The sequence below is a fragment of the Fontibacillus panacisegetis genome (assembly GCF_900102215.1).
GTDB lineage: Bacteria > Bacillota > Bacilli > Paenibacillales > Paenibacillaceae > Fontibacillus > Fontibacillus panacisegetis.
Genome location: NZ_FNBG01000003.1, coordinates 1 through 26,972 on the forward strand (window position 1 = coordinate 1; position 26,972 = coordinate 26,972).

The 26,972-nt window shown below is 41.8% G+C and carries 24 protein-coding genes; 6 read left to right on the forward strand and 18 right to left on the reverse strand.

Translation table 11 applies throughout. The annotated features are described in order from the left end of the window. Nucleotides 1-1,204: sensor histidine kinase (locus BLS49_RS04015; protein WP_139173096.1), on the forward strand; the 1,204-nt coding region annotated here is incomplete at its 5' end. 86 nt (nucleotides 1,205-1,290) lie between these two features. Then, a complete protein-coding gene (locus tag BLS49_RS04020) occupies nucleotides 1,291-1,512 on the forward strand; it encodes a hypothetical protein (protein WP_091226934.1) in 222 nt (73 codons plus the stop codon). Between the two features lie 43 nt (nucleotides 1,513-1,555). Here BLS49_RS04020 and BLS49_RS04025 read toward each other — a convergent pair whose 3' ends face one another. The 13 genes from BLS49_RS04025 to BLS49_RS04085 all read right to left on the reverse strand — a co-directional run bounded on the left by BLS49_RS04025 (nucleotide 1,556) and on the right by BLS49_RS04085 (nucleotide 14,733). Further along, nucleotides 1,556-3,151: an alkaline phosphatase family protein gene (locus BLS49_RS04025; protein WP_091226936.1), complete on the reverse strand. Its 1,596-nt coding sequence runs from the start codon at nucleotides 3,149-3,151 to the stop codon at nucleotides 1,556-1,558. Between the two features lie 307 nt (nucleotides 3,152-3,458). Beyond that, the gene (locus BLS49_RS04030) at nucleotides 3,459-5,243 is read right to left on the reverse strand and encodes a hypothetical protein (protein WP_091226937.1); all 1,785 of its coding nucleotides are present in this window, start codon (nucleotides 5,241-5,243) and stop codon (nucleotides 3,459-3,461) included. Between the two features lie 669 nt (nucleotides 5,244-5,912). Further along, nucleotides 5,913-7,742 carry a UbiD family decarboxylase gene (locus BLS49_RS04035; RefSeq protein ID WP_091226939.1) on the reverse strand — a complete coding sequence of 610 codons (1,830 nt, stop codon included), beginning with the start codon at nucleotides 7,740-7,742 and terminating at the stop codon, nucleotides 5,913-5,915. 145 nt (nucleotides 7,743-7,887) lie between these two features. Beyond that, complete coding sequence (locus tag BLS49_RS04040; protein ID WP_091226940.1) at nucleotides 7,888-8,160, reverse strand: hypothetical protein; 273 nt, start codon at nucleotides 8,158-8,160, stop codon at nucleotides 7,888-7,890. Between the two features lie 198 nt (nucleotides 8,161-8,358). Further along, a complete protein-coding gene (locus tag BLS49_RS04045; protein ID WP_091226942.1) occupies nucleotides 8,359-8,919 on the reverse strand; it encodes a GNAT family N-acetyltransferase in 561 nt (186 codons plus the stop codon). Nucleotides 8,920-8,999: 80 nt separating this feature from the next. Then, nucleotides 9,000-9,638 (reverse strand): NAD(P)-dependent oxidoreductase, encoded by a 639-nt coding sequence (locus tag BLS49_RS04050; RefSeq protein WP_091226944.1) that lies wholly within the window; start codon nucleotides 9,636-9,638, stop codon nucleotides 9,000-9,002. 48 nt (nucleotides 9,639-9,686) lie between these two features. After that, nucleotides 9,687-10,553 carry a VOC family protein gene (locus BLS49_RS04055; RefSeq protein WP_091226946.1) on the reverse strand — a complete coding sequence of 289 codons (867 nt, stop codon included), beginning with the start codon at nucleotides 10,551-10,553 and terminating at the stop codon, nucleotides 9,687-9,689. Nucleotides 10,554-10,729: 176 nt separating this feature from the next. Further along, nucleotides 10,730-11,167, reverse strand: coding sequence for an Rrf2 family transcriptional regulator (locus BLS49_RS04060; protein WP_091226948.1), 438 nt, complete (start codon nucleotides 11,165-11,167; stop codon nucleotides 10,730-10,732). Nucleotides 11,168-11,254: 87 nt separating this feature from the next. Next, complete coding sequence (locus tag BLS49_RS04065) at nucleotides 11,255-12,037, reverse strand: TIGR00266 family protein (RefSeq protein ID WP_091227307.1); 783 nt, start codon at nucleotides 12,035-12,037, stop codon at nucleotides 11,255-11,257. A 79-nt stretch (nucleotides 12,038-12,116) separates the two neighbouring features. Then, nucleotides 12,117-12,632, reverse strand: a complete 516-nt coding sequence (locus BLS49_RS04070) for a hypothetical protein (RefSeq protein WP_091226949.1) — start codon at nucleotides 12,630-12,632, stop codon at nucleotides 12,117-12,119. Nucleotides 12,633-12,737: 105 nt separating this feature from the next. Continuing rightward, a complete protein-coding gene (locus BLS49_RS04075; RefSeq protein WP_091226951.1) occupies nucleotides 12,738-13,205 on the reverse strand; it encodes a hypothetical protein in 468 nt (155 codons plus the stop codon). 140 nt (nucleotides 13,206-13,345) lie between these two features. After that, nucleotides 13,346-14,425, reverse strand: coding sequence for an AI-2E family transporter (locus BLS49_RS04080; protein WP_245742266.1), 1,080 nt, complete (start codon nucleotides 14,423-14,425; stop codon nucleotides 13,346-13,348). A 41-nt stretch (nucleotides 14,426-14,466) separates the two neighbouring features. After that, entirely contained in the window at nucleotides 14,467-14,733 is a 267-nt protein-coding gene (locus BLS49_RS04085) for a hypothetical protein (RefSeq protein ID WP_091226953.1), read from the reverse strand. A gap of 140 nt (nucleotides 14,734-14,873) precedes the next feature. Here BLS49_RS04085 and BLS49_RS04090 point away from each other — a divergent pair, with 140 nt between their 5' ends. From BLS49_RS04090 to BLS49_RS04105, 4 genes are all read left to right on the forward strand, one after another. Further along, a complete protein-coding gene (locus BLS49_RS04090; RefSeq protein WP_091226954.1) occupies nucleotides 14,874-16,232 on the forward strand; it encodes a TrkH family potassium uptake protein in 1,359 nt (452 codons plus the stop codon). 96 nt (nucleotides 16,233-16,328) lie between these two features. Beyond that, nucleotides 16,329-17,561, forward strand: coding sequence for an aminopeptidase (locus BLS49_RS04095; RefSeq protein WP_091226956.1), 1,233 nt, complete (start codon nucleotides 16,329-16,331; stop codon nucleotides 17,559-17,561). 174 nt (nucleotides 17,562-17,735) lie between these two features. Continuing rightward, the gene (locus tag BLS49_RS04100; RefSeq protein ID WP_091226957.1) at nucleotides 17,736-17,933 is read left to right on the forward strand and encodes a helix-turn-helix transcriptional regulator; all 198 of its coding nucleotides are present in this window, start codon (nucleotides 17,736-17,738) and stop codon (nucleotides 17,931-17,933) included. A 4-nt stretch (nucleotides 17,934-17,937) separates the two neighbouring features. Then, the gene (locus BLS49_RS04105; RefSeq protein ID WP_217640029.1) at nucleotides 17,938-18,375 is read left to right on the forward strand and encodes a hypothetical protein; all 438 of its coding nucleotides are present in this window, start codon (nucleotides 17,938-17,940) and stop codon (nucleotides 18,373-18,375) included. Nucleotides 18,376-18,442: 67 nt separating this feature from the next. Here BLS49_RS04105 and BLS49_RS04110 read toward each other — a convergent pair whose 3' ends face one another. The 5 genes from BLS49_RS04110 to uca all read right to left on the reverse strand — a co-directional run bounded on the left by BLS49_RS04110 (nucleotide 18,443) and on the right by uca (nucleotide 26,963). Continuing rightward, nucleotides 18,443-19,261, reverse strand: a complete 819-nt coding sequence (locus BLS49_RS04110) for an ABC transporter ATP-binding protein (protein WP_091226961.1) — start codon at nucleotides 19,259-19,261, stop codon at nucleotides 18,443-18,445. Between the two features lie 58 nt (nucleotides 19,262-19,319). Further along, complete coding sequence (locus BLS49_RS04115) at nucleotides 19,320-20,120, reverse strand: ABC transporter permease (RefSeq protein ID WP_091226962.1); 801 nt, start codon at nucleotides 20,118-20,120, stop codon at nucleotides 19,320-19,322. 6 nt (nucleotides 20,121-20,126) lie between these two features. Continuing rightward, a complete protein-coding gene (locus tag BLS49_RS04120) occupies nucleotides 20,127-21,140 on the reverse strand; it encodes an ABC transporter substrate-binding protein (protein ID WP_091226964.1) in 1,014 nt (337 codons plus the stop codon). A gap of 403 nt (nucleotides 21,141-21,543) precedes the next feature. Continuing rightward, complete coding sequence (atzF, locus tag BLS49_RS04125; protein ID WP_091226965.1) at nucleotides 21,544-23,322, reverse strand: allophanate hydrolase; 1,779 nt, start codon at nucleotides 23,320-23,322, stop codon at nucleotides 21,544-21,546. A gap of 14 nt (nucleotides 23,323-23,336) precedes the next feature. Continuing rightward, nucleotides 23,337-26,963 carry an urea carboxylase gene (gene uca / locus BLS49_RS04130; protein ID WP_091226967.1) on the reverse strand — a complete coding sequence of 1,209 codons (3,627 nt, stop codon included), beginning with the start codon at nucleotides 26,961-26,963 and terminating at the stop codon, nucleotides 23,337-23,339. Nucleotides 26,964-26,972: the final 9 nt, after the last annotated feature.

Here is a 26,972-nt window from a genome sequence, read left to right on the forward strand (position 1 = left end):
TTATATGGAATTAACTAAAAAAGCACTAATTGACGAAGGCAATAAGAGATTTGGTTTGGTTGCAGAATATGTACGATATTATATTGGAAATGCGATGGATCACGAACGGATACCTACTTCTGAAGACATTTCTGGTCAGTTTGAAAGCTTAATGACAAGTGTGGTTAATGTATATGACGGGAAAAGATTAACACTGGATTTTACTCTTTATCAAGTAAAGGATTTAAGTTTTTCTAATCTGAATGAATTAGCAAGATATGGTGATTATTTATTCCCGGATGAACGAGATAATAAATATTTAAAAGATGCCATTGTAAATAACAAAAACCAGGTGTACACATATCATTACAATGATCAAGAAATAGAAAAATACTTCATGCCTCTTACAGTAAAAGATAACCGTTATGTTCTGCTCCTCTCATCAGATTATAAATTGATGACAGATGTTATTTACGACCAAGTATTTTTCTATATCTTCACGATCATAATCTGCTCAGCAGTCTTTGCTGTATTGTGCTACATTGTGTATTACATTTTTATTAAGTATAAAGAAAATGCAGTGATGTCAGTGCATTCAGAGTATAAAGGCAGTATGGAGAATTTATTTAGAACAATTAGAGAACAACGGCATGATTATAACAATCATTTGTGTACCGTCCATGCTTTTGTGACTTTAAAAAAATACGATGATTTACAAAAATATGTTGAAAATCTAGTGGGAGAAACTGATGAAATCAATGATATATTAAACATTGATTGCCCTGCTATCATTGCATTAGTCCAGGCTAAAAAGTCACAAGCTGTATCGAACAATATAAATTTCGAGTTTCAATTTTTCAAGTTCACTGGGAACGAATTTGATCATATTAAAGCTATTGATTTAGTGAAAATACTAGGTAATTTGATTGATAATTCCTTTGAGGCAATCAAAGAAAACACGACCAAAGATAATCGTCATTTATCCATAGTAAAATTGACAGGAAAAAAGAACGGCAGAAAAATAACCTTTACAGTGTATAATAATGGACCTCAGATTCCTGAGAATGAGCTGAATAAGATTTTTGCTTCAGGGTATACTACGAAAAAACATGGTTCTGGTCTAGGCCTATCTATCGTAAAAAAAATCGTGGATAAAAATAATGGTTTTCTATTTGTAGAGTCTGATAGTTACGGAACTTCGTTTATAGTAGAATTTAGTGTTTAACTTGTATGCATAAAATTATCGAAAAAGTAAAAGATAAGGTGGTATGTCAATACAGCTAATATGATGATTAAGGGAGGAAATATGAAATGACACAAGTTGATACGAACGCATTAAAAAAAGCAGAGGCATCTACAACTATCGCAAAAGATATGATTACACAAGCGATCGAGCAATCCGCTTCTAATCAGACGTTATGTGAGGAAGCATTAAAGCAAGCTTCCAATGAAATTACTCAAGCTCAATCCATGGTTAAGCAAGTACAATCCTCATTACAGGCAGCTGCACAAGCTCAACAACAAACAAAATAATTAGCTTATGACGAAAGGACGCCCCTATCTTATAGGGACGTCCTTATTTGCTATTTGATAATAGCTTAAGTAAAAAAGCTTTTAAATCAATAATGCGTAAATATTGTGGCTTTTGATCCGTTCCACATATGATTAATGGCACCAGCGACTCTTCCTGACGTATAGAGCCGTGTCCTCCTCCTCCCTTGTGCGTCGGTGAGCTTTGGTCAGCTAATTCATATCCTGGTTTTGCGGTGACAACTAAAAACTCTCCTTTGTGTGAGTGTAACGCTCCGGATAATCGTTCCAATACATCGGGATATAATCCATATACTATCGAGTTATTTACTGCATTTACTTTTAAATCCAATACACCTAAATCCCCTTTGACTGCCCACTTTTGTTGATAATGATCTTTTATCTTTCCATCTGCTTTATACTGAAGCATTTTGGCAGTGGCTCCTTGGACTGCGTACATCCATTCATTTTCTTTCCACGACACAAAATCGATACGCGGATCAGTTGTTAGTAAGCGGGCGATGTCTTGTAGCGACTTATTCCTATTAAGCTTATAAACATAAGCCATGGTCTCATTTACTGCAAGAACAATTTCTGTTTTGTCCGTGACATTTTCACCTGGCGAGAGAACGTTGTATCCTTTGAACATGGAAGGCAAATCAATTACCGGATTCTTTTCGGCAGGAAAGATTCGAGTCATACCGCTATCTCCAGCAATGATAAAAATGACTTCTTTTAAAGCCTCTTCCGGTGAAGGAAAAGAACGTAATAACGAATGAAGCTGTTGATCAACTTCCTTGACTCCATTCAGACTTGGAGGCCCGTCTTTATGAATCTTCTGATCCAAATCCGGTAAATATACAAACAAAAAATCAGGCAGCTTGTTTGCTTGTATCAAATGTTTGACTGTTTCGATGGAATATTGATTATTAATTCCTATCCGTCGGGTTATATCGTCTGGTAAGTTTTTGATTCCTTTGAGCGGATTAGTGAGCGATCCTAAGGCTAAGAAATCCGGTCCTTGTACCGGAATTTCCTTAGGTAATGAGGTTGGTCCATGAATCCAAGCAGGAATCGATAATTTATGATCCCTACTTCCACGATAAATCAAGCCGTTGATCGAACCTGCTTTTAATCCGCGTTTGGCCAGGTCCTCATAAATGGTTGGCAGCTTGGGATTCAAGTGTTTATTATTCAGATGAATTAACCCATCAACTAATGTCGGATCGACCCCATGTCTTAATACTTCCATCGGTCCTGTCCCATAATTGATAACTTTTTTAGTGTCAGATGAAAACCACGTCAATCCAGGTACGTGATTCTCATTCGGATAACTTCCTGTTAACAAAGAACTATCAATCGTTACAGACATCGTAGGAAACGAACTGACCATATTTTTATTATACTGGCCATGGTTGATTAGATATTGAAAAGCTGGCAGTTCTTTTTGTTTTATTCCTTGATCAATCGCTTGAGACATCAGAGAATCAATCAACAAAAAAATTATTTTCTTTGAATGTCCATCTTTGACCGATTTAACCTGAAATAAATCCTGTTCATTAGCTTTAGAATCCTGCCTTTGGCAACCTAAAACCAAGATAAAGATAAAGGCAATGTACAGAAACCGAATTATTTTAAGCATGGAGACACTCCTTTCTCCCCGATTACTACATTTTGTCACAGAATTCCTGTTATATTCGAGGGAGATTTTGGAGATGGAATTATGGAATGGTGGTCAAAATCAACAGTCAAAACGGATATCAGGCACTATAGGCTACCCTATCGATAATGCTGAAGCTGAAAGGAGCTTTACAATAAACGAACCAGTGTAGAACGCTACAATTCTTGAATAAAGGCCTGTCATGTCTGTTATAGCTCAGCTCTCACAACTGAGATTTCGTTATAGACTGACCATGATTCTGAATCGAAAATTGAATTATGCTAAATGCTCAAATATCAAGACTAAATTTATTCATCATCCAATTTGCTAACCCTTCTGCTTCTGAATCATTTGATACCCGTTTAATAAACTCGGGCATATTTTTATTTAGTTGTTGTTCAATCTCTTTGATTTGATCCAATTCCTCACTGCTTAATTCAATCGGGTTATCACGGTCACCAAGGTATTTATTGTTAATCACTGATTTGATTTGTTCGTGAAATTCGCTCCATTGGCCTTCTAGCTCAATTTGTGAGTCTGGATGGTTAGAGCTGCTAGCTGATGTTTTTCCTTGAGCATATTGGTTTAACGAAATTTCCATTTGCAAGTATGAATAAGCGTTAACAATGTTCCACATCGTGCCTCCGCCTGTTTCGATGTAATGATAGCTATTGATATCAGCACTTAGATCACTCATCAGCTGATCATACTGCTCTACTTGAGCTTTTAAAGTATTTTTATTAACTAGAAGCTCCTCACGGTTTTTGGCAAAACAAGCTCCAACAGAACTAGGCAAATAACTTTCAGAAAATGTCGTACTATAAGAAAATAAATAAACAGATTCAGAAATAGCCCCGTAATCCAGATCACCAGTACTTAGCAGCTTGTCGGTGCAAATGAATGAGGATAGGACATCAAGATTTTCATCTGTTTGCTCACGTCTATCTTCAGAAGGTAATATCTTCTTAAGGATCTTGTTACCCTCTGCTACTACACTTTGGATGGAACGATTATTGCCGGAATTATTAAGTTGATCATTGTACCAAGGTAGACTCGAATACATCTCCCCTGACGAAAAATATACAGACACCAGTATTCCCTTATTTTGTCCTTGAGAATCCTTAGAGTACTCCCCAATTACAATAATATCTTTCATTTTATCTTCATTCATATCTTTAAAGCTTACGGCTTTAAGTCCTTCAAAATATAAGTCCTTTATATTCATATCTGGCGGTAAGGTAAATAATACTTTTTGTTCTGAATCTACGATGTGATACATAGGTTGTTTAAATTTATCTTCAGAGAGATAACCAGACACAAATCTTACATTGCCCCATGGCTGCAAAACGGCCTGAAAAGTTTGCTCTTCAATGATCTGATATCCAATTTTAATAAAATCATCAAGATGATCTCCTGCAGGTAATGCTGCAGCTTCGTCCAATGTATCGTAGGTATCATCGGTGAGAGAACTCGCTTCATCAGCGTCATCAAAACGCTCTACCTCTCCCAACTCTTTGATTACTTTAGTGAATGGCTCAACATGTACTATGTACTGATTCCCATCCTCAGCATGATCTTTGAACAGCTGATATTCAATAAACCCATCTCCTATATAACCGTTAAAAAATGGGTCCAGATCAGAGTCAACGGAGTATCCCTTCTCTTTTAATATAGGGAGCACAAGCTCTTCAATAGCGGCTAAGTAGTCTCTAAAGCTAAGCTCATTCAAATTCCTTGATTGAATAAAAAGATTATACAGTGGCATCCCGCTAATACCCTCAACAACGGTTCCTGTATTCGTATTGAGATGATAGACAGCACTTTCATAACCTTTCGAGACATCGGCGTAAAAGATCAGTAATTCATCGCTTATTCCCTCTAGCGTCTTCTTGCCGCGGTATTTTAATTTCTCATCAAAATTAGCTTGCATCTGTTTGGTTAGCTGATCTATGTCTGATGTAATGTCTGATGAGGTTTGTGGGGTTTCCTTTGCCGTGCAACCAGCTAGGCTAAATGTAATCATGATAATGAGTACCCATAATCCTATTCCATGTGTTCTGTACATAATCTTCACCTGTTCAACTCCATTATGCTATGTATTTGAATGCTTCATAATGGTGTTTCTACATAACGTTTATAATTCCTTCCTCAAATTAGGAAACAATCCACAAAAAAATGGGGCTGTCCCAAAAGTTGGTTTAGTGTCAAAACTAGTAGGGCATTTAGTGGATTTACATGATCAAAGCCTGCACATTTGCAGTTGGGGTTTTCAGCCTATTTCAGAACTTCGGTAGCAATAAAGGAAAAAAGTTCCCCTATTCCATCAGGATTCGCTCAAGATCATAAAATAAAGGAACTTAATTCCTCTATTTTGGTGATAAACGCTTGTTTTTGGCATTTTAGGGCAATTTCAGTAAAGATAAAGGAAAATGCTTCCTTTATTTTCTTTAAAATCATCTCATTTTCGAAAATAAAGGAGATTTTTTCCTCTACTGTGTTCAATCTGCAATCCTCTGACTTCTCACGAATAAGCTAGCTGTACTATTTCGATAAAGCGCAATTTGGAAATTTGGAGTATCTTATTTTCATTTTAGGCGGTGACGCTTGGGCGTCATAGTTGTTTTTACATGCTATTCCTGACGCCCCTCAAAGTTAAGTTATCTTAGATAACGACAGCCTCTAAAAAAGTATTCATTATGATTTCAGCCGTTAACAAGTTAACATAACATTTTATATGTTAACTTTATAAAATTCTACTTAAACTTGCTCCCTTAACAAACAAACGCTCTATATTTTTTTCTACTGTCGGATCAGGTACTAACGGAGGTGCTTGGTGTGGCTTAGTTCGAGCATCAATGATCATATTATCGCAGCCCCAATGCTTGTTCGCATAAGAGCTGTTAACACCATAAATATCATGAGAAGGATTGCTTCGCGTGAAGGTAGCCCAAAGGAAATTGCTGATTGAAGCACTCATGAAAGAGCTGTCATCACAGAGAATGATCATTGGACATGACGGTATTGGCCCCTTCTCTTGAATAGATTTGGTTAGCCCTCTCAGCTCATCTTCTGCGTCTGCATAGCTGCTAAATTTAGGTCCTTGCATAGCCACAACGCCTGGCATTACGAGCTGTACATCTTCATACCCGCGAATATTTCTTAAATGATCAGGTACTTCTACACATAGCTCTCTTTGTTTGTCTCCATATGCAGCGATAACTACTTTACTTCCGCTGTTTAAGCCGGTTCCCGAATAATCAAGAGTATCAATCGTTGTATTTGTATGAAAATGAATATCTCTTTGAAGATCAACACGTTCTAAAATATACTTCAAAAATTTTAATTCATGATGTGAATCAATCCGTTCATTTTCTTCCGCTGTAATAAATAAATATTTCGCCAAGCTTAGTTGTCCAGTGCCTAATATGCGATTGGCTAGAGTGAGAAGCTCTGCAGGCTTCTTCACCTTCTGATAAGGTGTATATCTTTCGCTCCCGATTGCAAATAGTAACGGATGAACACCCGCCGCATCTACAGCATGGACTTCCTTTACACCTGGAATTTCATATTTGATTGCATCCCCAGTTAATTCATGAATAAGTTCACCAAATGAAGTATCTTCTTGTGGAGGTCTGCCAACTACAGTAAAAGGCCAAATTGCGTTTGGCTTTGCAAATACCTTATGAACCTTCATGACTGGAAATGGATGTACGAGACTGTAATAACCTAAATGGTCGCCAAAAGGTCCCTCCGGCTTAGTCTCCTCAGGATAAATCTCACCGGTTATTACAAAATCAGCATCACTGCTAATACAGTATCCATCAACATAGTTATATCTAAAACTGCGCCCAGATAGCATACCCGCAACCGTCATTTCAGTAAGTCCTTCAGGCAAAGGCATAACCGCTGACAAGGTATGTGCTGGAGGACCACCTACAAAACAGCTCACTTTGAGAGGTTGACCAAGTTTGTTTGCCTTGTCCTGATGGATGCCGATCCCGCGATGAATTTGATAATGCAGTCCAATTTCTTTATTCATTTCGTATTGATTGCCGCTGAGTTGAATACGATACATGCCCACATTGGAATTCATAATACCAGGCTTATCAGGGTCCTCTGAATACACTTGAGGCAGCGTAACAAAAGCCCCGCCATCATTAGGCCAATGATGAATAAGCGGAAGATCAGATATTTGAATTTCTTGCGCTGTAACAGGGAGTTTTCCCAATTTTTTGAGTGGAAGAGCTTTAATAGCAGCCAAGCCCGTGCCTAAATTTTTGAACGGCTGTTTGATCGCTTTCATCGGATCATTGCGGACTGCCATGACACTTTGAACGGAGTTCCACGTCTTTCGGAAAATGAATTTACTGCGCTCAACCGTACCAAACAGATTGGATACTGCACGAAACTTTGAACCTTTTACACGCTCAAATAACAGGGCAGGTCCACCTGCCTCGTATACTTTCAAATGAATAGCTGCCATTTCAAGATAGGGATCAACTTCCTCTTGAATCCGTACTAAATGTCCATGCTTCTCTAAATCAATGAGGCAATCTTCTAAATTGCGATACATGATAGTTTAGCTCCATTCTGAATTCATAAAATGATAGTGTTACCTAGTATTAAATAGATTATAAACAAGATTCGGCTCGAATAAAATAGAAAACCGACCGCAGATACGTTTCGCGATCGGTAAGGAATTACTTTATATGTGACAATTACTTAAGCTGATCTTCTACCTGACTAAGATCGTAGCGGTCTTGGCTAAGCTCTTCCCTTGCCCGTTCAACAGGTTCCGGTTGTTGGCTTAAATACTCTTCTGCCTGCTGTAATGCTTTTTCTGCCTTATTCATTGCATTATATGCATTACTAACAGTATCCTCACTTGGATGGGATTGTGCTTGTCTCACAGCACGATGAGCTTTACCTACTGATTGCTGTGCATCGGCTATGGGGCTTTGAGCTTGTAAACTGGAAAAAGGCTTCGGCATAGTTATTCCATCCTCCTGTACGTTCTGGTCGGTAATTAATTCTTTTTTAATTTGTTTCATTTGAATGGAAAATATACTTCCCGTAATTTTATTGACATAAATATAGTTATGTAAACAAAAACAAATTAAAGGTGAACGATAGCCTATTAACACCAAAAAGCGCCCGTTTTCCGGACGCTTGATCTTGCACAAATTGATTTAAAATTTATCCTTCTTCTGATCATACTGCTTCTTCAATAATGCAAAGATTACAGCATCTACAAATTGATTCTTCTCGAAAAAATAATCTTTCAAATAGCCTTCCTCATAGAAGCCGGTCTTTTCGAGCAAATATCTTGAACCTATGTTGTCAGGATCTATAAAGGCTTCGATCCGGTTCAAGCCGAGATCCTCAAATCCGAAACGCATAATTTCCTGTATTACTTCAGTCATAACACCTTGCCGCCAATAGGTTGGATGAAGCTCATAACCGATTTCCGCTTTGTAATACTTCTTAACCCAGTTGTGAAAGCCGCAGGTTCCGATTACCCGATTGTCTGGTTTGACAGTAATTGCCCAGCGAAATCCTTTATTTTCTAAATATCGGCTGTTCCATCTTTGGATAAGCTCTTGTGCTTGCCTGACCTCTACAAAGCTTTCCAAATCGTAATACTTTGTTACCTCATCATTGGAGAAGTAATCAAATAAATCATCTGCATCTTCAAACGACAGATTTCTTAATATAAACCTCTCTGTTTCCAACTGAGGAAACAATTGCATGGCGATCGACCCTTTCTTACAGGAATAAGTAATACTTATTATAGGTGAAAGGATGTCGTTGTTAAAGAGTTTATCGTTGCTTAAGACTCAGATACAACAGTAAAGCGTTCATTTATATGCTTGGGATTTTCAATTTCATCAACAACAGCAACGGCATAGTCCTCATAGCTTACATAGCTTTCACCCTTGGAATTAACAAGAAGGTTATCTTTGCCTGTTTGATATGATCCTGTACGTTGACCGATTGCGAACAATGCAGATGGACTAATAAATGTCCAGTTCACTCCGCTCGTGGCTTGAAGAATATCGAGATTTTTACCTTGATTGGAAGCAGTCGCAAAGAACATCTCCGGAAATTCAGGAGTTTCCAGCACACGGGTAGTTTTGTTTTCATCAACAAAAAGACTTCCTGCTCCACCAACAACAATCAGTCTCGTATTTGCAGTACCTTTGATGGCTTCGATCAACACATTCCCTGCATCAACGTGAAGATGCTCTTGTCCAAACGGTGCGCCAAAGGCATTCACTACAACGTCAAACGGTTTAAGATCTTCAGCGGTCAAATCGAAAACATCCTTCTCAATAGCTGGAACGTTTTTCGTTTCCAATTTAGAAGCATTGCGAACGATAGCCGTAACCTGATGACCACGATCAGCAGCTTCCTTCAGAATACGACTTCCTGCTTTTCCTGTTGCTCCAATAACAGCAATGTTTGCCATAATAAATACCCTCCAATTAATTAATAATATTCATTTCTATGTGTTAATTTAGCTATTTGTAATAACTAACTTAATACCGATACCAAAAGGATCTGACACTGTTACTTCATGATCATGTTCTTGATAAACAATACCCGATTTAGATAATCTGGATACTACTTCGTCAAGTGCTGCTTGATTAGGTAGTGATATCGTAAAATAACGCAGCCCTACTGCATCCTCTGGATTAGCTGGTGCACCCGTTCCTGCCCATGTGTTCAATCCGATATGATGGTGATAACCGCCTGCGGAAATGAATAATGCCGCATTCCCATAATGCAAGGTGATCTCAAATCCCAGTACGTCACAATAAAATTGCTTGGCAACGGATAAATCTCCAACATGAAAATGTACATGACCGATAACGGTTTTTGGTTCCAGGCCCTTCCATACTCCATCTTCTGAAATGTTCAGAAGACCTTCGATGTCTACAGGATCAGTAGCCATCAAATATTCACCTTGGCTATTTCTTTGCCAAGCTTCGCGGGGGCGATCAGCATAAATTTCGATTCCGTTCTGATCAGGATCATTCAGATACAGCGCTTCACTTACTAAATGATCTCCCTGCCCTACAGGAATTTTATGCTTAATCAGATTTCGCAGCGATAAGCCTAGTGCTCTACGATTAGGAACTAAAATCGCAAAATGATAAAGACCTGAAACAGAACGTTCTGGCATCACTTGAAGCTTCTCATTCTCCTCAAGGACAAGCAGTGGTGTTATGCCATTAGCAGTCAGCTCGGCCACGCCTTGTTCTCTTCTTAGAACCTTAAATCCAATCACTTCTTCATAAAATGCAATGGATGTCTCCAAATTTCTAACCTTCAACCTGACAAGGCCAATCGTGGTATCCGGATCTATTATAGTCCAGGTCATATGTGTCATACCTCCTATATAAAAGTTGTAACTTGGTCAGTTACATTAACAACTTGTAATCAGTATAGTTACAATTAAATAACTTGTCAACCTATATTGTTAAATAGAAGCTCGACATAACAAAAAATGCCCCATATCGGGGCATCTTAGTAATGAAATAATTTTATTGCAATTATTTAAAGCTGGGCAGGCACAAATTCATTAATATTGTGGACAATATCTTGAAGGGTAACTCCTGCTAAAGACTTCTCCATTGCAGATTGAGCGGTTGAAAATATCGGTTCGATAGAAGCTTGTATATGCTTGCCAACCGGGCAATCAGGATTTGGCTTATCATGAACTGAGAACAGAGCATCCACCTCAACAACATGTACAGCGCGATAAATGTCGAGCAGCGTAATTTCTTCTACCGGTCGAGTTATTTTTGACCCTGCGACACCCGGGCGGGCTTCCACAAGTCCTGCCTTGCTAAGCATTCCCATAATTCTGCGAATGACAACCGGATTTGTGTTAACGCTAGCGGAAATATATTCAGAAGTATTGACACCATCTTTATTGAATTCGAGCAGGGACAAAATGTGTATTGCTACAGCGAAGCGTGAGCTGATCGTCAAGTGTATCCCCCCCTTTCCATTCTCAATGTAACTATTATTGTTACATTATCGATGAATTGTCAATTACTCGCTGCAAAATATGGTTAATTAACGTTCAAACAGGTTACCTAGATTACCAAGAATACTTCCTTCTTCCCGGCCACCGGAATGACGGGAAGCTGATATGATTCGATCTGCCATTCGGCTGAATGGAAGGGATTGTACCCAGACTTTGCCTGGACCTCTCAATGTGGCAAAAAATAACCCTTCTCCCCCGAACAGTGCACTTTTTACTCCCTTTACGAATTCGATATTATAATCGATAGTAGCCGTCATGGCTACTAGACAACCTGTATCTAGACGAAGGACTTCACCAGGAGCTAAATTACGCTCAAGCACGAGACCGCCGGAATGAACAAATGCAAGTCCGTCCCCTTCAATTTTTTGCATGATAAAGCCTTCCCCGCCGAAAAAGCCGGTTCCCAGCTTGCGCTGGAATTCAATGCCTACAGACACACCTTTAGCCGCGCACAAAAAAGAATCCTTCTGGCAAATTATCTTTCCGCCTAACAGCTGCAAATCCAGTGGTATGATCTTGCCGGGATATGGTGAAGCGAACGTAACACCTTGTCTTTGATAACCTGCATTTGTAAAAACAGTCATGAACAGTCCTTCACCAGTTAACAGACGCTTGCCTGCTCCCATCAGCTTGCCCATGATACCACCGTTTCCGCCGCTTCCATCTCCAAAAATCGTTTCCATCCGAATGTCTGGGTCCATCATCATGAAGCTGCCTGCTTCCGCAACTACGCTCTCCCCTTGATCCAGTTGAATTTCCACACACTGCATTTCACTGCCTAAAATTTCATAATCAATTTCATGCGCATTCATCGCCATTTTGTACCCCCACTAAATAGTAGTTTGCTTAAAAGATCATTAATAATTAATTATGTGAAATATTCTGGAAGTTCTACAATCGTTCGAGCATCATGACCATATGCTCTATCATTTGCGGTACATCCTCAATAACCTCTTCACCAAATTTGCGCCGAAATGATACTGTAATTTCTTGAAGAGCGTTTGAATTGTGATCACCATAAGTATAACTGATCTTCTGAACTAAATGAGCATCACCCCAAATTTTATGAGCTAAAGTTTCTGACGCTACGCATTCAAGCTCAGCATTATCTTTATTTACGTATTTGTAGAAAACAGGTTGCAAGTGGCATCCGTGAATTTCAGCTAGTGTGCTGTCAAGTTCCAAAATTTCTCCTGCCAAATCTTTGGTTTCGGCCCACAAACGAAGCTCCGCGCTACAGTCAGTACGATCCGGCAGGGTAAACTTTATTGCGTAGTACCGGGACATTGTTGAGAGCTCAACACGATCATTCCGATTAACAACCTGCAATTCTCCGCACAAATCCAGATCATATACCGCACCTTCCACTACTACCTTTAAATTATCAAAAATCGTTGGGTCAAACATATGTATGCTCCTTTATGCAATTCATGGTAAATCGTAGTTACATTATACTCTCAAATATAATCTAAAAAAACAAAACAGCCCACAAGTGAGCTGTTCTGCATCATTTTATTCATATACTGGTACGCCGCGGACTTGTTTCGCTAGTTCAATAAAAGGACCCTCTGAAAGATTGTTAAATCCTAAATGTGTCGCTCTGAGGCTAAGCAGCTTATCCCCTGGAGCTACGCCAAATTCTTCCCAAGTTTGTACAGGCAGTTGAATGTAACGTTCACTGTTCAAATATGTCCAGCAAAATATACGATCCTTAAAAGCTACTGACTGACCCTTAGGAATGGAAAAGCTCTGAATCTCAGGTATACTTGCGAACACTTTGGCAAGTGGTGAGTTGTCAATTAGCTCCTTGCATACGACACTAAAGCCTTTGGCGGTGTTACGTCCTGACATCAAAATGACATTGGTATCAGGTCTGATGCGATATTCCTGCAGGGCTTGATCCGGCAGGCAAAATGAACCATCAGGAAGTATTTTGCTCCAAGCATAAAAGTACTTCCCTCCCTTAGCAGTGACCGCCATACTTATCATCCCTCCGAGAATTTTGATGAGATTATAATGATTAATCTATCTCTTTATTAGATTAATCATCACTCAAGGGACGGGAATTGAGATATGACTAAAATCACGATTGCCAAGTAATTAGGAAATTTTGGGATTCGTTACTCCGTCATTTCTTCAAACTTTTTTGCAAAAAATAATTGATATAACCGTACAACGATAATCTTGACCATCATATAAACCGGGATAGCAAGAATCATTCCAAGAATGCCTCCAAAATCTCCGGCGATTAACAAGAGAACGATAGTAGTTAACGGATGAATGCTAATGGTTTTCCCGTATATGTAAGGAGATATAAGATTACCTTCGATCTGCTGCGCAATCACTACGATAATAATGACCCATACTACCATCGACGGAGATACAGTGAACGCTACAATCACACACGGAATTGCACCTAACAATGAACCGAAATAAGGTATAAAATTGAACAATGCTCCAACGATCGCAAGCATTAGCGGGTAAGGCAATCCAATGATCCAGAACCCGATAAAGCTCATAATGGCCAGTACGATCGCACTGATCATACGTCCGGCAATAAACCCCTTGAGCATGTTGTCAATTTGCTGGAACACTTCATTCCCATCACCGCGGTAACGTCCAGGAACCAGTCTTAGAATCGAAGGTTTTACTTTGTTATCTTCCTTCAGCATGTAATAAAGCAAGATCGGGACTGTACCCACAACAATAAAAAAGTCATTAAGGAATGTGAAAACATGCGACATATATCCAGTAGCCGCTTCAATTGCAGAATTCACATGCTCTGTGATTTTCTCCATAAATTTGGAATTATCACTGCTGACCATGGAGAAATATTGATTGTTTTGAATTTCATTCATTTGGCTCTCAAGCCCTGTAATCAGCTTAGGCACGTTGTTAATAAACTCAGTAACCTGTTCTTGAAGTGGCGGCCATACAACCATCAGAAATATAGTCACTACACCCATGAACAGCAAATAAATGAGCAGGATGGACAGCATACGGTTCAGCTTCTTCCCTTCCAGGAAAGAAACGATCGGCCGCAGTAAATAATACAGGAACGCTGAAATCGTAACTGGAACAATAAGAATTGAAACAAGTGTTACGATCGGATTAAAAATAAAGCTTACCCTGTTCAGCAATAAAATGATCGTTAAGATCATAATGATGCCCAAGGACCATCTGTAAAACGGTTTATTCAACAAAAACTTTCCCCCTCACATTACTTTTTCAGGAATTAAAGCTATTCAGGAAATGTATCTACTGCTGCATCCAGAAGATCGTCAAACAATGCATCATCCTGTTCAATCGCTTCATCAACCTGTAGAAATTGTTCTTCAACACCAGGCTCATTGGCGTAGTTCAAACTGTAGTCCCAGTCTTTTCCGTTTTTACTGAAGAACGTAATTTCATAATCAGCCGCATGAGATTCTACACGAAAAATCGTTTTACCTAAAAAAGATCCGTCCCCTTCTTTATTCATTTCTGCATTAACAATAGTAAGATTCATTCAGTATTTACTCCTTTTTCATCGATATTTCCTAAAGTTTCTAATATAATCGATATGTTGCGACGTTTTGGTACATCCTATTGCATTATCGTACCATGTTTCACGTCAATAGCAAGAAAGATGTACGAGGTGAATATTGAGTGAATAAATTAAAGAAGAACACGGCACATCCACTTACTCCGGCAAAGATTCTGTCATTCGGTTTTGGCATCATTATTATTTTAGGAACATTTCTATTATCGTTAGGCCCTGCATCTGCATCAGGGAAACCAATGCCGGTTATTGATGCATTCTTTACCGCAACATCTGCAACTTGTGTAACTGGTCTGGCCGTTGTAGATACAGGCACCCAGTTTTCGCTTTTTGGACAACTTGTCATTTTGGCATTAGTGCAAATTGGCGGCGTGGGCTTCATGACATTAGGAACCCTCATCGCCCTTGCCTTTAACCGTAGAATTTCCCTGCGTGACCGATTAGTGCTGCAAGAGGCTATGAATTACAATTCCATGGAAGGACTTGTTTCACTGATTCGTCGTGTTTTCATATATTCTTTTGTTATCGAAATGACAGGAGCATTACTATTAACGATCAGATGGGCAATGGATATGCCGTTCGGCAGAGCCTTGTTTTTTGGAATTTACCATAGCATTTCTTTCTTCAATAATGCCGGCTTCGATCTGTTCGGTTCAACACATGGTCCTTTTAGTGGTCTAGGTATGTATGCTGAAGACGTATACATTAACATTGTAGTCATGATTTTAATCTTTTTAGGTGGTATCGGGTTTATCGTTATGTCTGATGTACTTAAATATAGAAAAACTCGTAATTTGTCGCTTCATACAAAAATCGTATTATCTATGTCGGCCTTTTTAATTGTTGGTGGCGCTGTGATCATCTTTGCTCTGGAGAACGGCAACCCATTATCTATGCAGCCATTATCTTTGGGGGAACGAATTTTAAGTTCATTTTTTCATTCAATAAGCTCTAGATCAGGTGGAGTTACCACACTCAGCATTGCAGATATGGAGAACTCGACTCAATTTTTACTGATCATGCTGATGTTCATTGGTGCAGCACCGGGCTCAACAGGCGGCGGAATTAAGGTTACGGTGTTTGCTATATTGCTGGGTGCGATGTATTCCATGATTCGTGGTAGAGAGGATATTGTATTTTTCCGTAAACGCCTATCCAAAGGATCAATTTTGCGTGCGATTACTCAAACATGGTTGGCACTGTTTCTCGTCATCTCTGCTGCAATGGCGTTGTCTGCCCTTGAAGACCGGGAGTTTCTCCCCCTTCTTTTCGAAACGACCTCAGCATTTGCAACAGCTGGCTTGAGTCTTGATTTGACTCCAAAGCTGACTGACATCGGTAAAATTGTCATTTGTATCGTTATGTTCCTGGGGCGTGTCGGTCCAGTCACTCTCGCATACGCTCTAGCACCAAAATCAGGTAAAGAATTATACCGTTATCCGGAAGGTAAAATTACCATTGGTTAATAAATTTGAACCAACAAAAAATATCAAAGTTGGATAGTGACACTGATTCGTAGTATGATATTACCATATAGATTTCTAAAAAATGGAGGAGTGGCCATGTCTGATTTCGGTCAAAAATTACAAAAATATGCAGAGCTCGCTGTTAAAGTAGGGGTAAATGTGCAGCCCGGTCAAAATATGATCGTGAATGCAACAATTGACTCCGCCGAGCTTATCCGTCTAATTGTCAAAGAGGCATACAATGCAGGCGCTCGCTTTGTCAAGGTTAACTGGAGTGATGATGTAGTCACTAGATTAAGATACGAAAAGGCAGCGGACGAATCATTCCTGGATGATCCTAAGTGGTATGCAGGAGAAATGCTTGAATATGTACAAAATGGTGCTGCCGTTCTGCACGTTATCTCTTCCGACCCTGATTTGTTAAACGGAATTTCGTCTGAGCGAATTACAAATCATCAGAAAACATATGGTCATGCAATGAGCCAGTATCGCGATCTGCAGATGGCTGATAAATTCAGCTGGTCCATTGTTGCGGTTCCGTCCATTTCCTGGGCTGCTAAAGTATTCCCTGAGCTTCCGGAAAATGAACAAATCCCTGCATTATGGGAAGCTATTTTCCGTACGGTGAGAATTGATCATCCGGATACAATTGAAGCATGGCGTAATCACATTGCGAATCTGTCTTCCAAAGCCCATTATTTGAACGATAAAAAATATCAAAAGCTGCACTATATCGCTTCAGGAACTGACCTGACGATCGGTCTGCCTGAAGGCCATATTTGGGTAGCAGCCGAGAGCATTAATGCACAAGGCAACACTTTCCTTGCCAACCTGCCAACGGAGGAGGTCTTCACTGCCCCGCTTAAAACAGGCGTTGATGGAACTGTGTCCAGTACCAAGCCTTTGAGCTACAACGGCAACATTATTGATAACTTTAAGCTGACCTTCCAAAACGGACGTATCATCGATTTCTCAGCCGAGGTTGGAGAATCCAGTCTGAAGCAGCTTGTTGAGCTGGACGAAGGCTCTCATTATTTAGGTGAAGTCGCTCTCGTACCGCATGGCTCACCGATTTCTCAATCAGGCATTCTTTTCTATAACACCCTATTTGATGAGAATGCTTCCAACCATCTTGCGATTGGTAATGCATATGCCTTCAACCTTGAAGGCGGTAAATCCATGACGAAGGAAGAGCTTGAGCAGCATGGTCTTAATGCAAGTTTTAATCATGTTGACTTCATGGTAGGTTCTGCGGAAATGGATATTTACGGTGTTACAAAAGACGGCAAGGAAGAACAAATCTTCTCCAAAGGCAACTGGGCGTTTTAATTACTGTTTAAAAAAACCTTCACCCCACTTCCATTGTGGGGCTGAAGGTTTTTTTGTTATTTCAACAGAATCTTAACTCAGTTCAATTATGGAAAGTTTACTTGACATAAATGTTTCTTTATTATATTTTACTTATGGAAAGGTAACTTTCCAATGTGTATTGGAGGTGACCATTTGAAGAACAGGCTGGAAGAGCTTCGCAAATTGAACGGAATTAAACAGGAAGAATTAGCGTTAGCTTTGGAGGTGTCCAGGCAAACCATAGGTTCCCTTGAAAATGGGAGATACAATCCATCAATTCTCTTAGCCTATAAAATCGCTCGTTTTTTCAACTTGAGTATTGAAGATATTTTTATCTATGAGGAGGAATAAAGCAGTGAAAAATTATAAATCCGGTAAGTATATAGTGTTTTCTGTAATTGGTCTTATGATTTTTACAGCAGGTCTTGTTCTGATAAAATCAATGCCGGATACACAGGACATTATGCGTGTATTGCCATATCTTTGTATAGGAATCGGAGCCGGCATTTTTGGACAAAACCTGGGGGAAGTTCTGAAAAATATCGCAGTAAAAAACAATCCGGAAGTTGCGAAACAGATGGTAGTAGAGGCTAATGACGAGCGGAATTTAACGATAAGTAATAAAGCAAAAGCCAAAGCATATGACTTGATGCTGATGGTTTTTTCGGCACTGATGCTGACCTTTGCTTTAATGCAGGTTAATATGTATTTGATTCTGGCTTTTGTGGCTGCCTATCTGTTTATTGTTTTCTCACAAATTTATTATTTGAATAAATACCAAAAAGAGATGTGAATATTTATGAAAAATAACCCGAGAGAAGGCACTTTTTTCAAAGTGTCCAGCTCTCGGGTTTTTAACTTTAATGCTGTAGCAAACCTACGATCTCATGCTTTAATTCCAGAAATGCCCGATGCTCTCGAATATTTGCCGTTCTCTTCTCAGGCAGCTTCACTTCAAATTGCTTCAATATTCGTCCTGGATTTGCACCCATTACGACAATGCGCTGAGACAGGAAAATAGCCTCGTCGATATCATGCGTAATAAACAGCACGGTTGTCTTCTCTCTTTCCCACACATCTAGCAGCATTTCTTGCATTTCAAGCTTCGTTTGAGCATCCAAGGCCCCAAATGGTTCATCCATCAGCAGCACTTTAGGCTGATTAGCAAGTGCTCGTGCGATGGCTACGCGCTGCTTCATTCCGCCGGATAACTCCTTCGGATAGGACTTGGCAAAACTCTCAAGCCTGATAATCTTTAAGAAACGATTGGAGATTCCCCTTCTCTCCAAAGTTGGTATGCCTTTTAGCTTTGGGCCATACTCAATGTTCTCACGTACTGTAAGCCACGGGAACAGTGTGTATCCCTGAAACACCATCCCCCGCTCCGCACCCGGTCCTACAATAGGTTCATTATCTAGAGTCAGCTCACCACCTGTTGCCTCATCAAGCCCGGCTACAATACGAAGCAATGTGGATTTTCCGCAACCAGAAGGTCCTATAATAGTTAGAAATTCATTTTCCTTAATATTCAGATCGATGTTCTCAAGTGCAGTAAAGCTTTTATTTTTGGTTTCATATGTTTTATGAAGTCCCCTGATTTCAATCTGTCCGTTCGTATACGTCGAAGGAGCATCCCCCACCTCTGTATACGTTTCACGTAAAGATAGCTCTGCTGACATTATGCTCATCCTCCTCCGAAAAGATCATTACTTCACCAATCTAACAACGATCCATTTTTTATGCCCAAGGAAACCACCTGCGGTTTAAAAATGCAAAAATCCGATCACTGATCAAGCCGAGCAAACCAATCACAATAATTCCGACGAAAATTTGATCTGTATTTAGAAACCGCTGCGCCTTCATTATGGCATAACCCAAACCGCTATTAACGGCGACAAGCTCAGCAACAACGAGATATGTCCACGCCCATCCAAGAATGAGTCGCAGCGTATGCATGAGCTGAGGCCGAATCGCTGGAATTAAGACAGTCTCAATGGCTTTGAGTCTACCTGCTCCAAGAGTGAATGAGGCGTGCAGAAGATCATGAGGTACACGTCTTGTAATATCGGCAACCATTAGAACTAGCTGAAAGAAGCAACCGATAAAGATAAGCAGAATTTTGGCCCATTCTCCGATACCTGCCCATACCATAATAAGAGGAATAAATGCTACAGCCGGCATATATCTAATAAATTCCATAGGCGGTTCTATGAATGCTTCACCGTATTTAAAAGTACCTGCCAATATGCCTAGTGGAATGCCAATGAGACAAGCTAACAGAAATCCGGAGCTGACGCGAAATATACTTATTCCGATATGATGCCAATAATCTCCAGTGCCTAATAGAGTGAACAGTTCGATTAACACCTCATGCGGAGCTGGTAAAAATGTTGAGTTCACTGCATGAGTGTAGCTTAGCAATGACCAGACTCCGAGCAGTGTCACGAAAGACATGATTGCAGTCAAGGAAAAAGCTCTGGTGCCGATTTCTTTAAAGATTTGAATTTTATGAGGCTTTCGCCGGATATTCCCTGCCATCCATCATCACTTCCCTGCTGCTTTTTTTACGAACTGATCATCAAACAGAATGCTGATGTCATCAATGTCGCCGACCATATCCAGTTTGTTTAAAAATTCCGCTGTTTTTGCACCTGTGTATTCTAGTGAAGTGTAGCTACCTCCCTTTTCAAATGCTGCTATATTATCTTCTGGCGTAAACAGCTTGATGCTGTCTAGTCCAAGCTTGAAATCCTCCGGTGTGGTTTCTGCTTTAGCTGCCAGCAGCTGAATAGCTTCATCCTCATGTTCCTTGAAATACTCAAGTCCTTCAAACCAGGCATCAACGATTTTTTGTACATCGCCTGGTCGATCCTTTACAACATCCTCGCGAAATACGAGTAAATCGGGAATGAGTCCGGGAGTATCTTTGGAGGAGAATAATACTTTACCCTTGCCTTCCTTCACTGCTTTCGTTTGGAATGGCTCCCACAACACAGCGGCATCGGATTTACCGGAAATAAATGCAGGACCTGCATCATTTACTGTCATGTTCACATAGTTAATATCTTTCTCACTCATTCCGTGTTGTTCCAGCGCAGTCAGGAGGAGCAAGTGATCCACTGTACCCAGTTCAGTAACGACCGTCTTCCCCTTTAAATCTGTAACAGACTGAATGTCAGGTTTACTGACGATGGCATCACCGCCATGGGAGTTATCGTTGACAAGAACTGCCTTTAGTTTAATTCCTTTTGAGACAGGAGCTAGCGAATCACTTAATGTTTGGCTGTTGGCATCTACCTTGCCTGTTGAGAGAGCTTGCAGAGAATCGCTGTATACCGGGAAAAATTCCAGCTTGACGTTAACGCCATGCTTTTCGAACAAGCCTTTCTCTTCAACCAGATACCACATATACCAGCCTGGCCATGGACTTAACGCAATAGTAATCGGTTCATCCGAACCGTCCTTTGCCCCTCCCTTTGTCTCGTTGCCACATGCTGATAAGGCGAGAAGTGACATTATGAGAGAACAAGCCAGCGCAACCTTTAAAATCTTTTTCATCTACCCCACTCCTGTCTATTGGCCCTTATGCAGTCTCATAAAATTAGAGACGATGATTGGGCATATAATAAACAAAAGCCCGGGAGACAGATCTCCCAGGCTTTTATCCTTCCGTGTTATATAGCTTAGCTTATGAGCTAATAGTTCTGACTTATATGCGCTTCGCTATACGCTGATCTCTCGGACCTGTCCTGAAAGCAATAGCAGTAGTTTATTCTCCTGCCGACATATGCGATCAACGGAACCCTAGACAGCTTTGTTGTTCCCGAAGAGATGCATATTCTTCAAGAACCGATATTTAATTGTTGTTAACTAACCTAACATTTATCTGCATTATAAATGGACGAAAAACAAAAAGTCAACACTTATGTTAGGTTTCATTACATATATTCTATTGAAACATTTAATTAACCTCATTAAATATAGGGAGAACTTTTCTCCATGAGCCTAAATGGCTAATATCCTCGGCGCCATCTGCGGCATATGCTTCACATAGAAATCCGGTAACCTCCGAAAGATCATCAAGTTCAATTTTTCCGAGTGATAATGGAGAAGGAATTGCGGATAAGAAACGCCCCAATTGGTCAGCAGGCATTTCCCAAACCTCAAGTTCAATGGATGCTCCATCGGCATCCCTTTCTTCAGGATTTCTTTTAATTAACCCTGGTTTCTCAGGATTACCCGCAAGCTTTACAAAATTGTATTTCGGAGCAGTTCTCGCCTCGCGTATAAATACCGCCCCATGTTCTAGCATTTGCAACTCAAGCGGATAACCTCGCATATGAAGGCCACATACTGCGATTTGAACTGTATTGCCGGCATTCGGGTAAATACATGGCTCGTCTGGAGCGATAAATCTGTCAGCAGTCCCAATCAGCAAGCCTTCTTGGTTCCATAAACCAAATAAGGTAATGCCAAAAGGCAGATCAACATCTGCATCCTCGGATGGTATGGATATGGCGCATAAATCCAATAAGTTGCAATGATTCGTGTAGATTCCCATTTGACTGTTGGTGTGAAGGGGTTCATCACTGACTTGCTGTCTCGTCCATGTACCGCCACAGGTAGGCATAATGAGAACATGATCCTGCAACAACTTTCTTGCTTCCAGCTTATATCTTTGCAAGAGATGAGAAGCTTCAAACAGTGAGGATGCAGTCCACGCCGCAGCTGTCCCAGAGCGCAAAATAGTCTCAGTAATTGGCAATAAAGAAGCTGGATGATTGTTTACAAATGTCCCAAGGTCACTCCATCTCTCCGCTACCAAAGGTCCATCATACAAAATTTTTGCAGCTTCGGTAAAAATACCGATGTCAACATATTTTACAGGAATGCCCATGTTCTCGATCCGCTGAACAGTGGCATTCCAGGCTTTTCGGTACGCCGCTTCATACGGGCCGAAGAAGCGCAGCGGGCCCCGCGGCAGGCAGAGCTGCGCGGGAAGTGCCGGCGAGGGCGGCGGGACGTTGCGGGACCAAGGGTCCTGCGAGTCCATGCCGCGCACGGCAGCGTCAACGGCAAGCGCATCAGCCGCTGTGTGACCGAATACGGTCACACAGTCCAGGCTGGCGCAAGCCGGCACTACGCCGCGGGTCGGCCAAGCGCCCAAGCTGGGCTTGAGGCCGACCAGGCGGTTCAAGGCGGCCGGCACTCGGCCCGAGCCGGCCGTATCAGTGCCAAGCGCAAACGCCGCTTGGCCGCGGGCAACAGCTACGGCTGAGCCGGAGCTGGAGCCGCCGCTGATCAGCTCGCCGCGCAGGGAGTTGCGCGTCTCGCCATAGGGACTGCGCGTACCGACCAGCCCGGTCGCGAACTGATCCAGATTGCATTTGCCAACCGGGATCGCTCCGGCGTCAATTAACCTCTTAACCACCGAGGCGTGCTCGGACGGGACATATTGATAATCTGGACAGGCTGCTGTGGTAGGCCAGCCTCCAACATCAATATTGTCCTTAACCGCAAAGGGAATCCCCCAAAGTGGATGGTCTTTGAAATTTTTGTCCTCCAGTGCATCGAGAAACTTCTGAATTCGCTCCATAGACGGTGGCGTAATCCAGATGTTGTAATGCTGGTCAATCGAAGCGCGACTAATAATTTCTTGAACCACTTCCTTGGGATGAAGTTCACCGCTGACATATTTCCCCCTTAGATCTTTAATCGTTAGAGCGAATGGAACGTTCATATCGAATCCCCCTTCTATATTTCAGCTGAAGCAAACGCCTTGAGCCCGATAACTAACTGACCAGCGTGAACCTCTTCCCCTGGACTAACGTAGATCGATGATATGATACCGTCACAAGGTGATATTTGATTAAATTCCATCTTCATACTCTCCTCAATAAGCAGAGTGTCCCCTTTTTTCACTTCATCACCCGGCTCGACGAGTATTTTCCATACACTTCCCGGCATAGAGCTGCGGACACCTGTAACGCCCTGAGGAAGCTCCTCTTCCGGAGCAGATTTGTCGTGACCTGTGTCGGATACATATTCAGCGAGCCCAAGTGCCTTCCAGTGATCTCTTTCTTCCCGGAATGAACTTTGCTGCTTGGCGCGAAACTGCTCCACAGATTCTTCAATTTCATCAAGAAAGCTTAAATATTGACCTAAATCAAATGTTGTCTCCGTAATTTGCGCTTCATATCTGCCGCGCAGGAAATCCTCTCTTAGCACAAGGAGTTCATTAGCTGTGACAGGATAAAATACAATTTGATCAAAAAATCTAAGCAGCCAAGGCTTGCCTTCCTTGAAGCTCTGCGTACTGCGCAGTCGATTCCACATCTGGATCGTTCGGCCAACAAACTGATAACCTCCGGGACCTTCCATCCCGTATACACACATGTATGCTCCACCTATACCAACCGCATTTTCCGGAGTCCATGTCCGTGCCGGGTTATATTTGGTTGTAACTAGACGGTGTCTTGGATCAAGCGGTGTAGCTACTGGAGCGCCAAGATATACATCGCCCAGCCCAAGAACTAAATAATTGGCACTGTAGACAATCTCTTTGACATCCTCAATCGAATCAAGACCGTTTATCCGTCGAATAAACTCAAGATTGCTAGGGCACCACGGAGCGTCTGGACGTACATTATTCTGATATCGCTCTATCGCCAATTGCGTAGCAGGGTCATCCCATGATAACGGGAGATGGACAATGCGAGACGGAACGCTAATAGACGCTAACGGTGGCAGCGCCTTATCCAGCGACAGGATGTATCTAGCCGCTTCTTTTACCGTAATTAGCGATGGGTTGATATGAACCTGCAGGGAACGAATGCCTGGTGTCATTTCTATAATCGGCAACCGTTGATCCTCTTGAATACTCTGCATTAGAGCATGAACCTGAAAACGAAGCTTAAGATCCAGCTCCATATCCCCGTATTCAATTAATAAATACTGATCTCCGGCACAACGAATCGTAATTGCGAATTCGCGATGTTTAGCTTCTGCTAGAATTGGATATTCCGAATCGATTTTATTAATTTTGTCAGTTAATTGGGGCAGCGTTCTTAAATGAAACTCTGTTGTCGATTTCAAGAAAAGCTCCTGATCGCGTCTTAAGCTCTCAGCATCCTCCAGAGTAAGCAATTGAAATGACAATTTATCTCCAGGATGCAGTTGCCCAAGCTTCCAGAATTCTGCGCTTGCTACCGTAACGGGACATACGAACCCTCCAAGGCTAGGTCCATCTGGCCCTAATAGAATCGGCATGTCGCCTGTAAGGTCAAGCGTTCCGATGGCATAAGCGTTATCGTGAATATTAGATGGATGAAGTCCGGCCTCGCCGCCATCTTCTCTCGTCCATTTCGGCGCAGGTCCAATAAGTCTGATACCGGTTCGAGAGCTGTTAAAATGAATCTCCCAAACTGTATCTGTCAGCTGTCGCAAGTATCCCGGATCTAAAAACTGCTTTGTGCAATGCGGCCCGGGAATTACACCTATTGTCCAGCTTTTTGTAAGGGAAGGTTGAGCACTTTCATGTAAGGTAAGTGTTTGAGCTTGCTTCGCAAGATTAATCCCCAGAACATCCCCGCTTCGCAACGCCCTGCCCCCATGGCCCCCAAAACCGCCTAACGTAAAGGTAGATGAGCTCCCAAGCACCTTCGGCATATCAAAACCACCAGAAATTAGAAGGTAAGTTCTCATTCCAACTTTCGCTTCACCAAAAGAAAGAGTTTGACCTCGCTTGGCTGACAGTGGTGTATATAGAGGGATCGATGCATCATCCAATTTAGTCTCCATGTCAGCTCCGGTGATACAGAACGTTGCATCTCCGCGGAAACGATATGACCCGCCTCGCAAGGTTAGCTCTAACCCGCTCGCCTCTTCTTCATTTCCGAGAATCTGGTTGCCTATTCGAAAAGATAAAGGGTCCATCGGTCCGCAAGGAGGCACTCCAACATCCCAATGCCCCACGCGTCCCGGCCAATCCTGAACGGTAGTTTGCAGCCCTCCGTCAAGAACCTCCAAAGCTCCTTCAGCAGGCTTGAAATTCTCCAATAGACGAGTGTGGACATATCCATCACGAACTTCATCCTGATTTAATAGCGAGCGCAAATAAGAGAGATTGGTTGTGACTCCATAGAATCGTGTCTGCTCCAAAGCTGCGGCTAATTTCTCGATAGCCTCCTGACGATCCCTTCCTTTTACGATAATTTTAGCTAACATAGGGTCATAGAGCGGAGTAACGATAACGCCATTTTGAACCCAGGTTTCTACGCGAGCTCCATCAGGTAAAACTACAGCATCAAGCGACCCTCCGCTAGGCCGGAAGTCGTGGTGACAATCCTCGGCATAGATGCGAACCTGTATGCTATGCCCGTCAGGCTTTGACGATACATTAGAATCCAGATTAATTAGCATATCAGCAGCTTCCAAAACCATCCATTCGACTAGATCGATACCGAGCACTTCTTCAGTAACGCCATGCTCCACCTGAAGTCTGGTGTTCACTTCCAGGAAATAATATTGGCCCGCTTCTGGATCGTATAGAAACTCAACAGTCCCAGCGCTCCGGTAGCCCGCTTCCGCAGCAAGCCGTCTTGCAGCTTCATGCATACTCTCCCTTAGCGATGATGGAAGCAATGGAGCTGGAGTTTCCTCCATCACCTTTTGGTTGCGGCGTTGAACAGAGCAATCCCGCTCTCCCAGAGCCACAACTTCGCCAAATCGATTACCGAAAATTTGCACTTCGACATGGCGGGCACGCGCTATATATTTCTCGAGAAACAGTCCGCCATTTCTGAAATTGGTTTCTGCCAGATGTCGAACGGCTTCATAAGCCGAGATCAATGATGATTCATCATTACACACTCGCATGCCAATTCCGCCGCCACCCGCTGTACTTTTCAAAATAACCGGATATCCGATGGTCTCCGCTTCAGCAACGGCCTCTTCTACGCTAGAGATAAGCGGAGTCCCTGGCAATAGCGGCACTCCTGCATTAATGGCGATTTCCCTAGCCTCATGCTTTAGTCCGAACTTCACCATTTGCTCTGGTGTAGGACCGATAAATACGATTCCGTATTTGTGACAGGAGGCTGCGAATTCTGCGTTTTCACTTAAAAATCCATAGCCCGGATGGATAGCTTCTACCCCTGTCTCAATCGCAATTCTTAGAATTAGCTCGCTATTCAGATAACTCTCCTTAACAGGCCCATCTCCGATCAATACCGCCTCATCGGCCATTTCAACATGCTGACTATCTTGATCCGCCTTCGTGTACACCGCTACAGAAGCAATGCCCATTTTCCGCAAGGTGCGGATAATCCGGACGGCGATGGCGCCGCGGTTAGCTACTAATACTTTTGTGAACGACTTCATCGTCTAGTC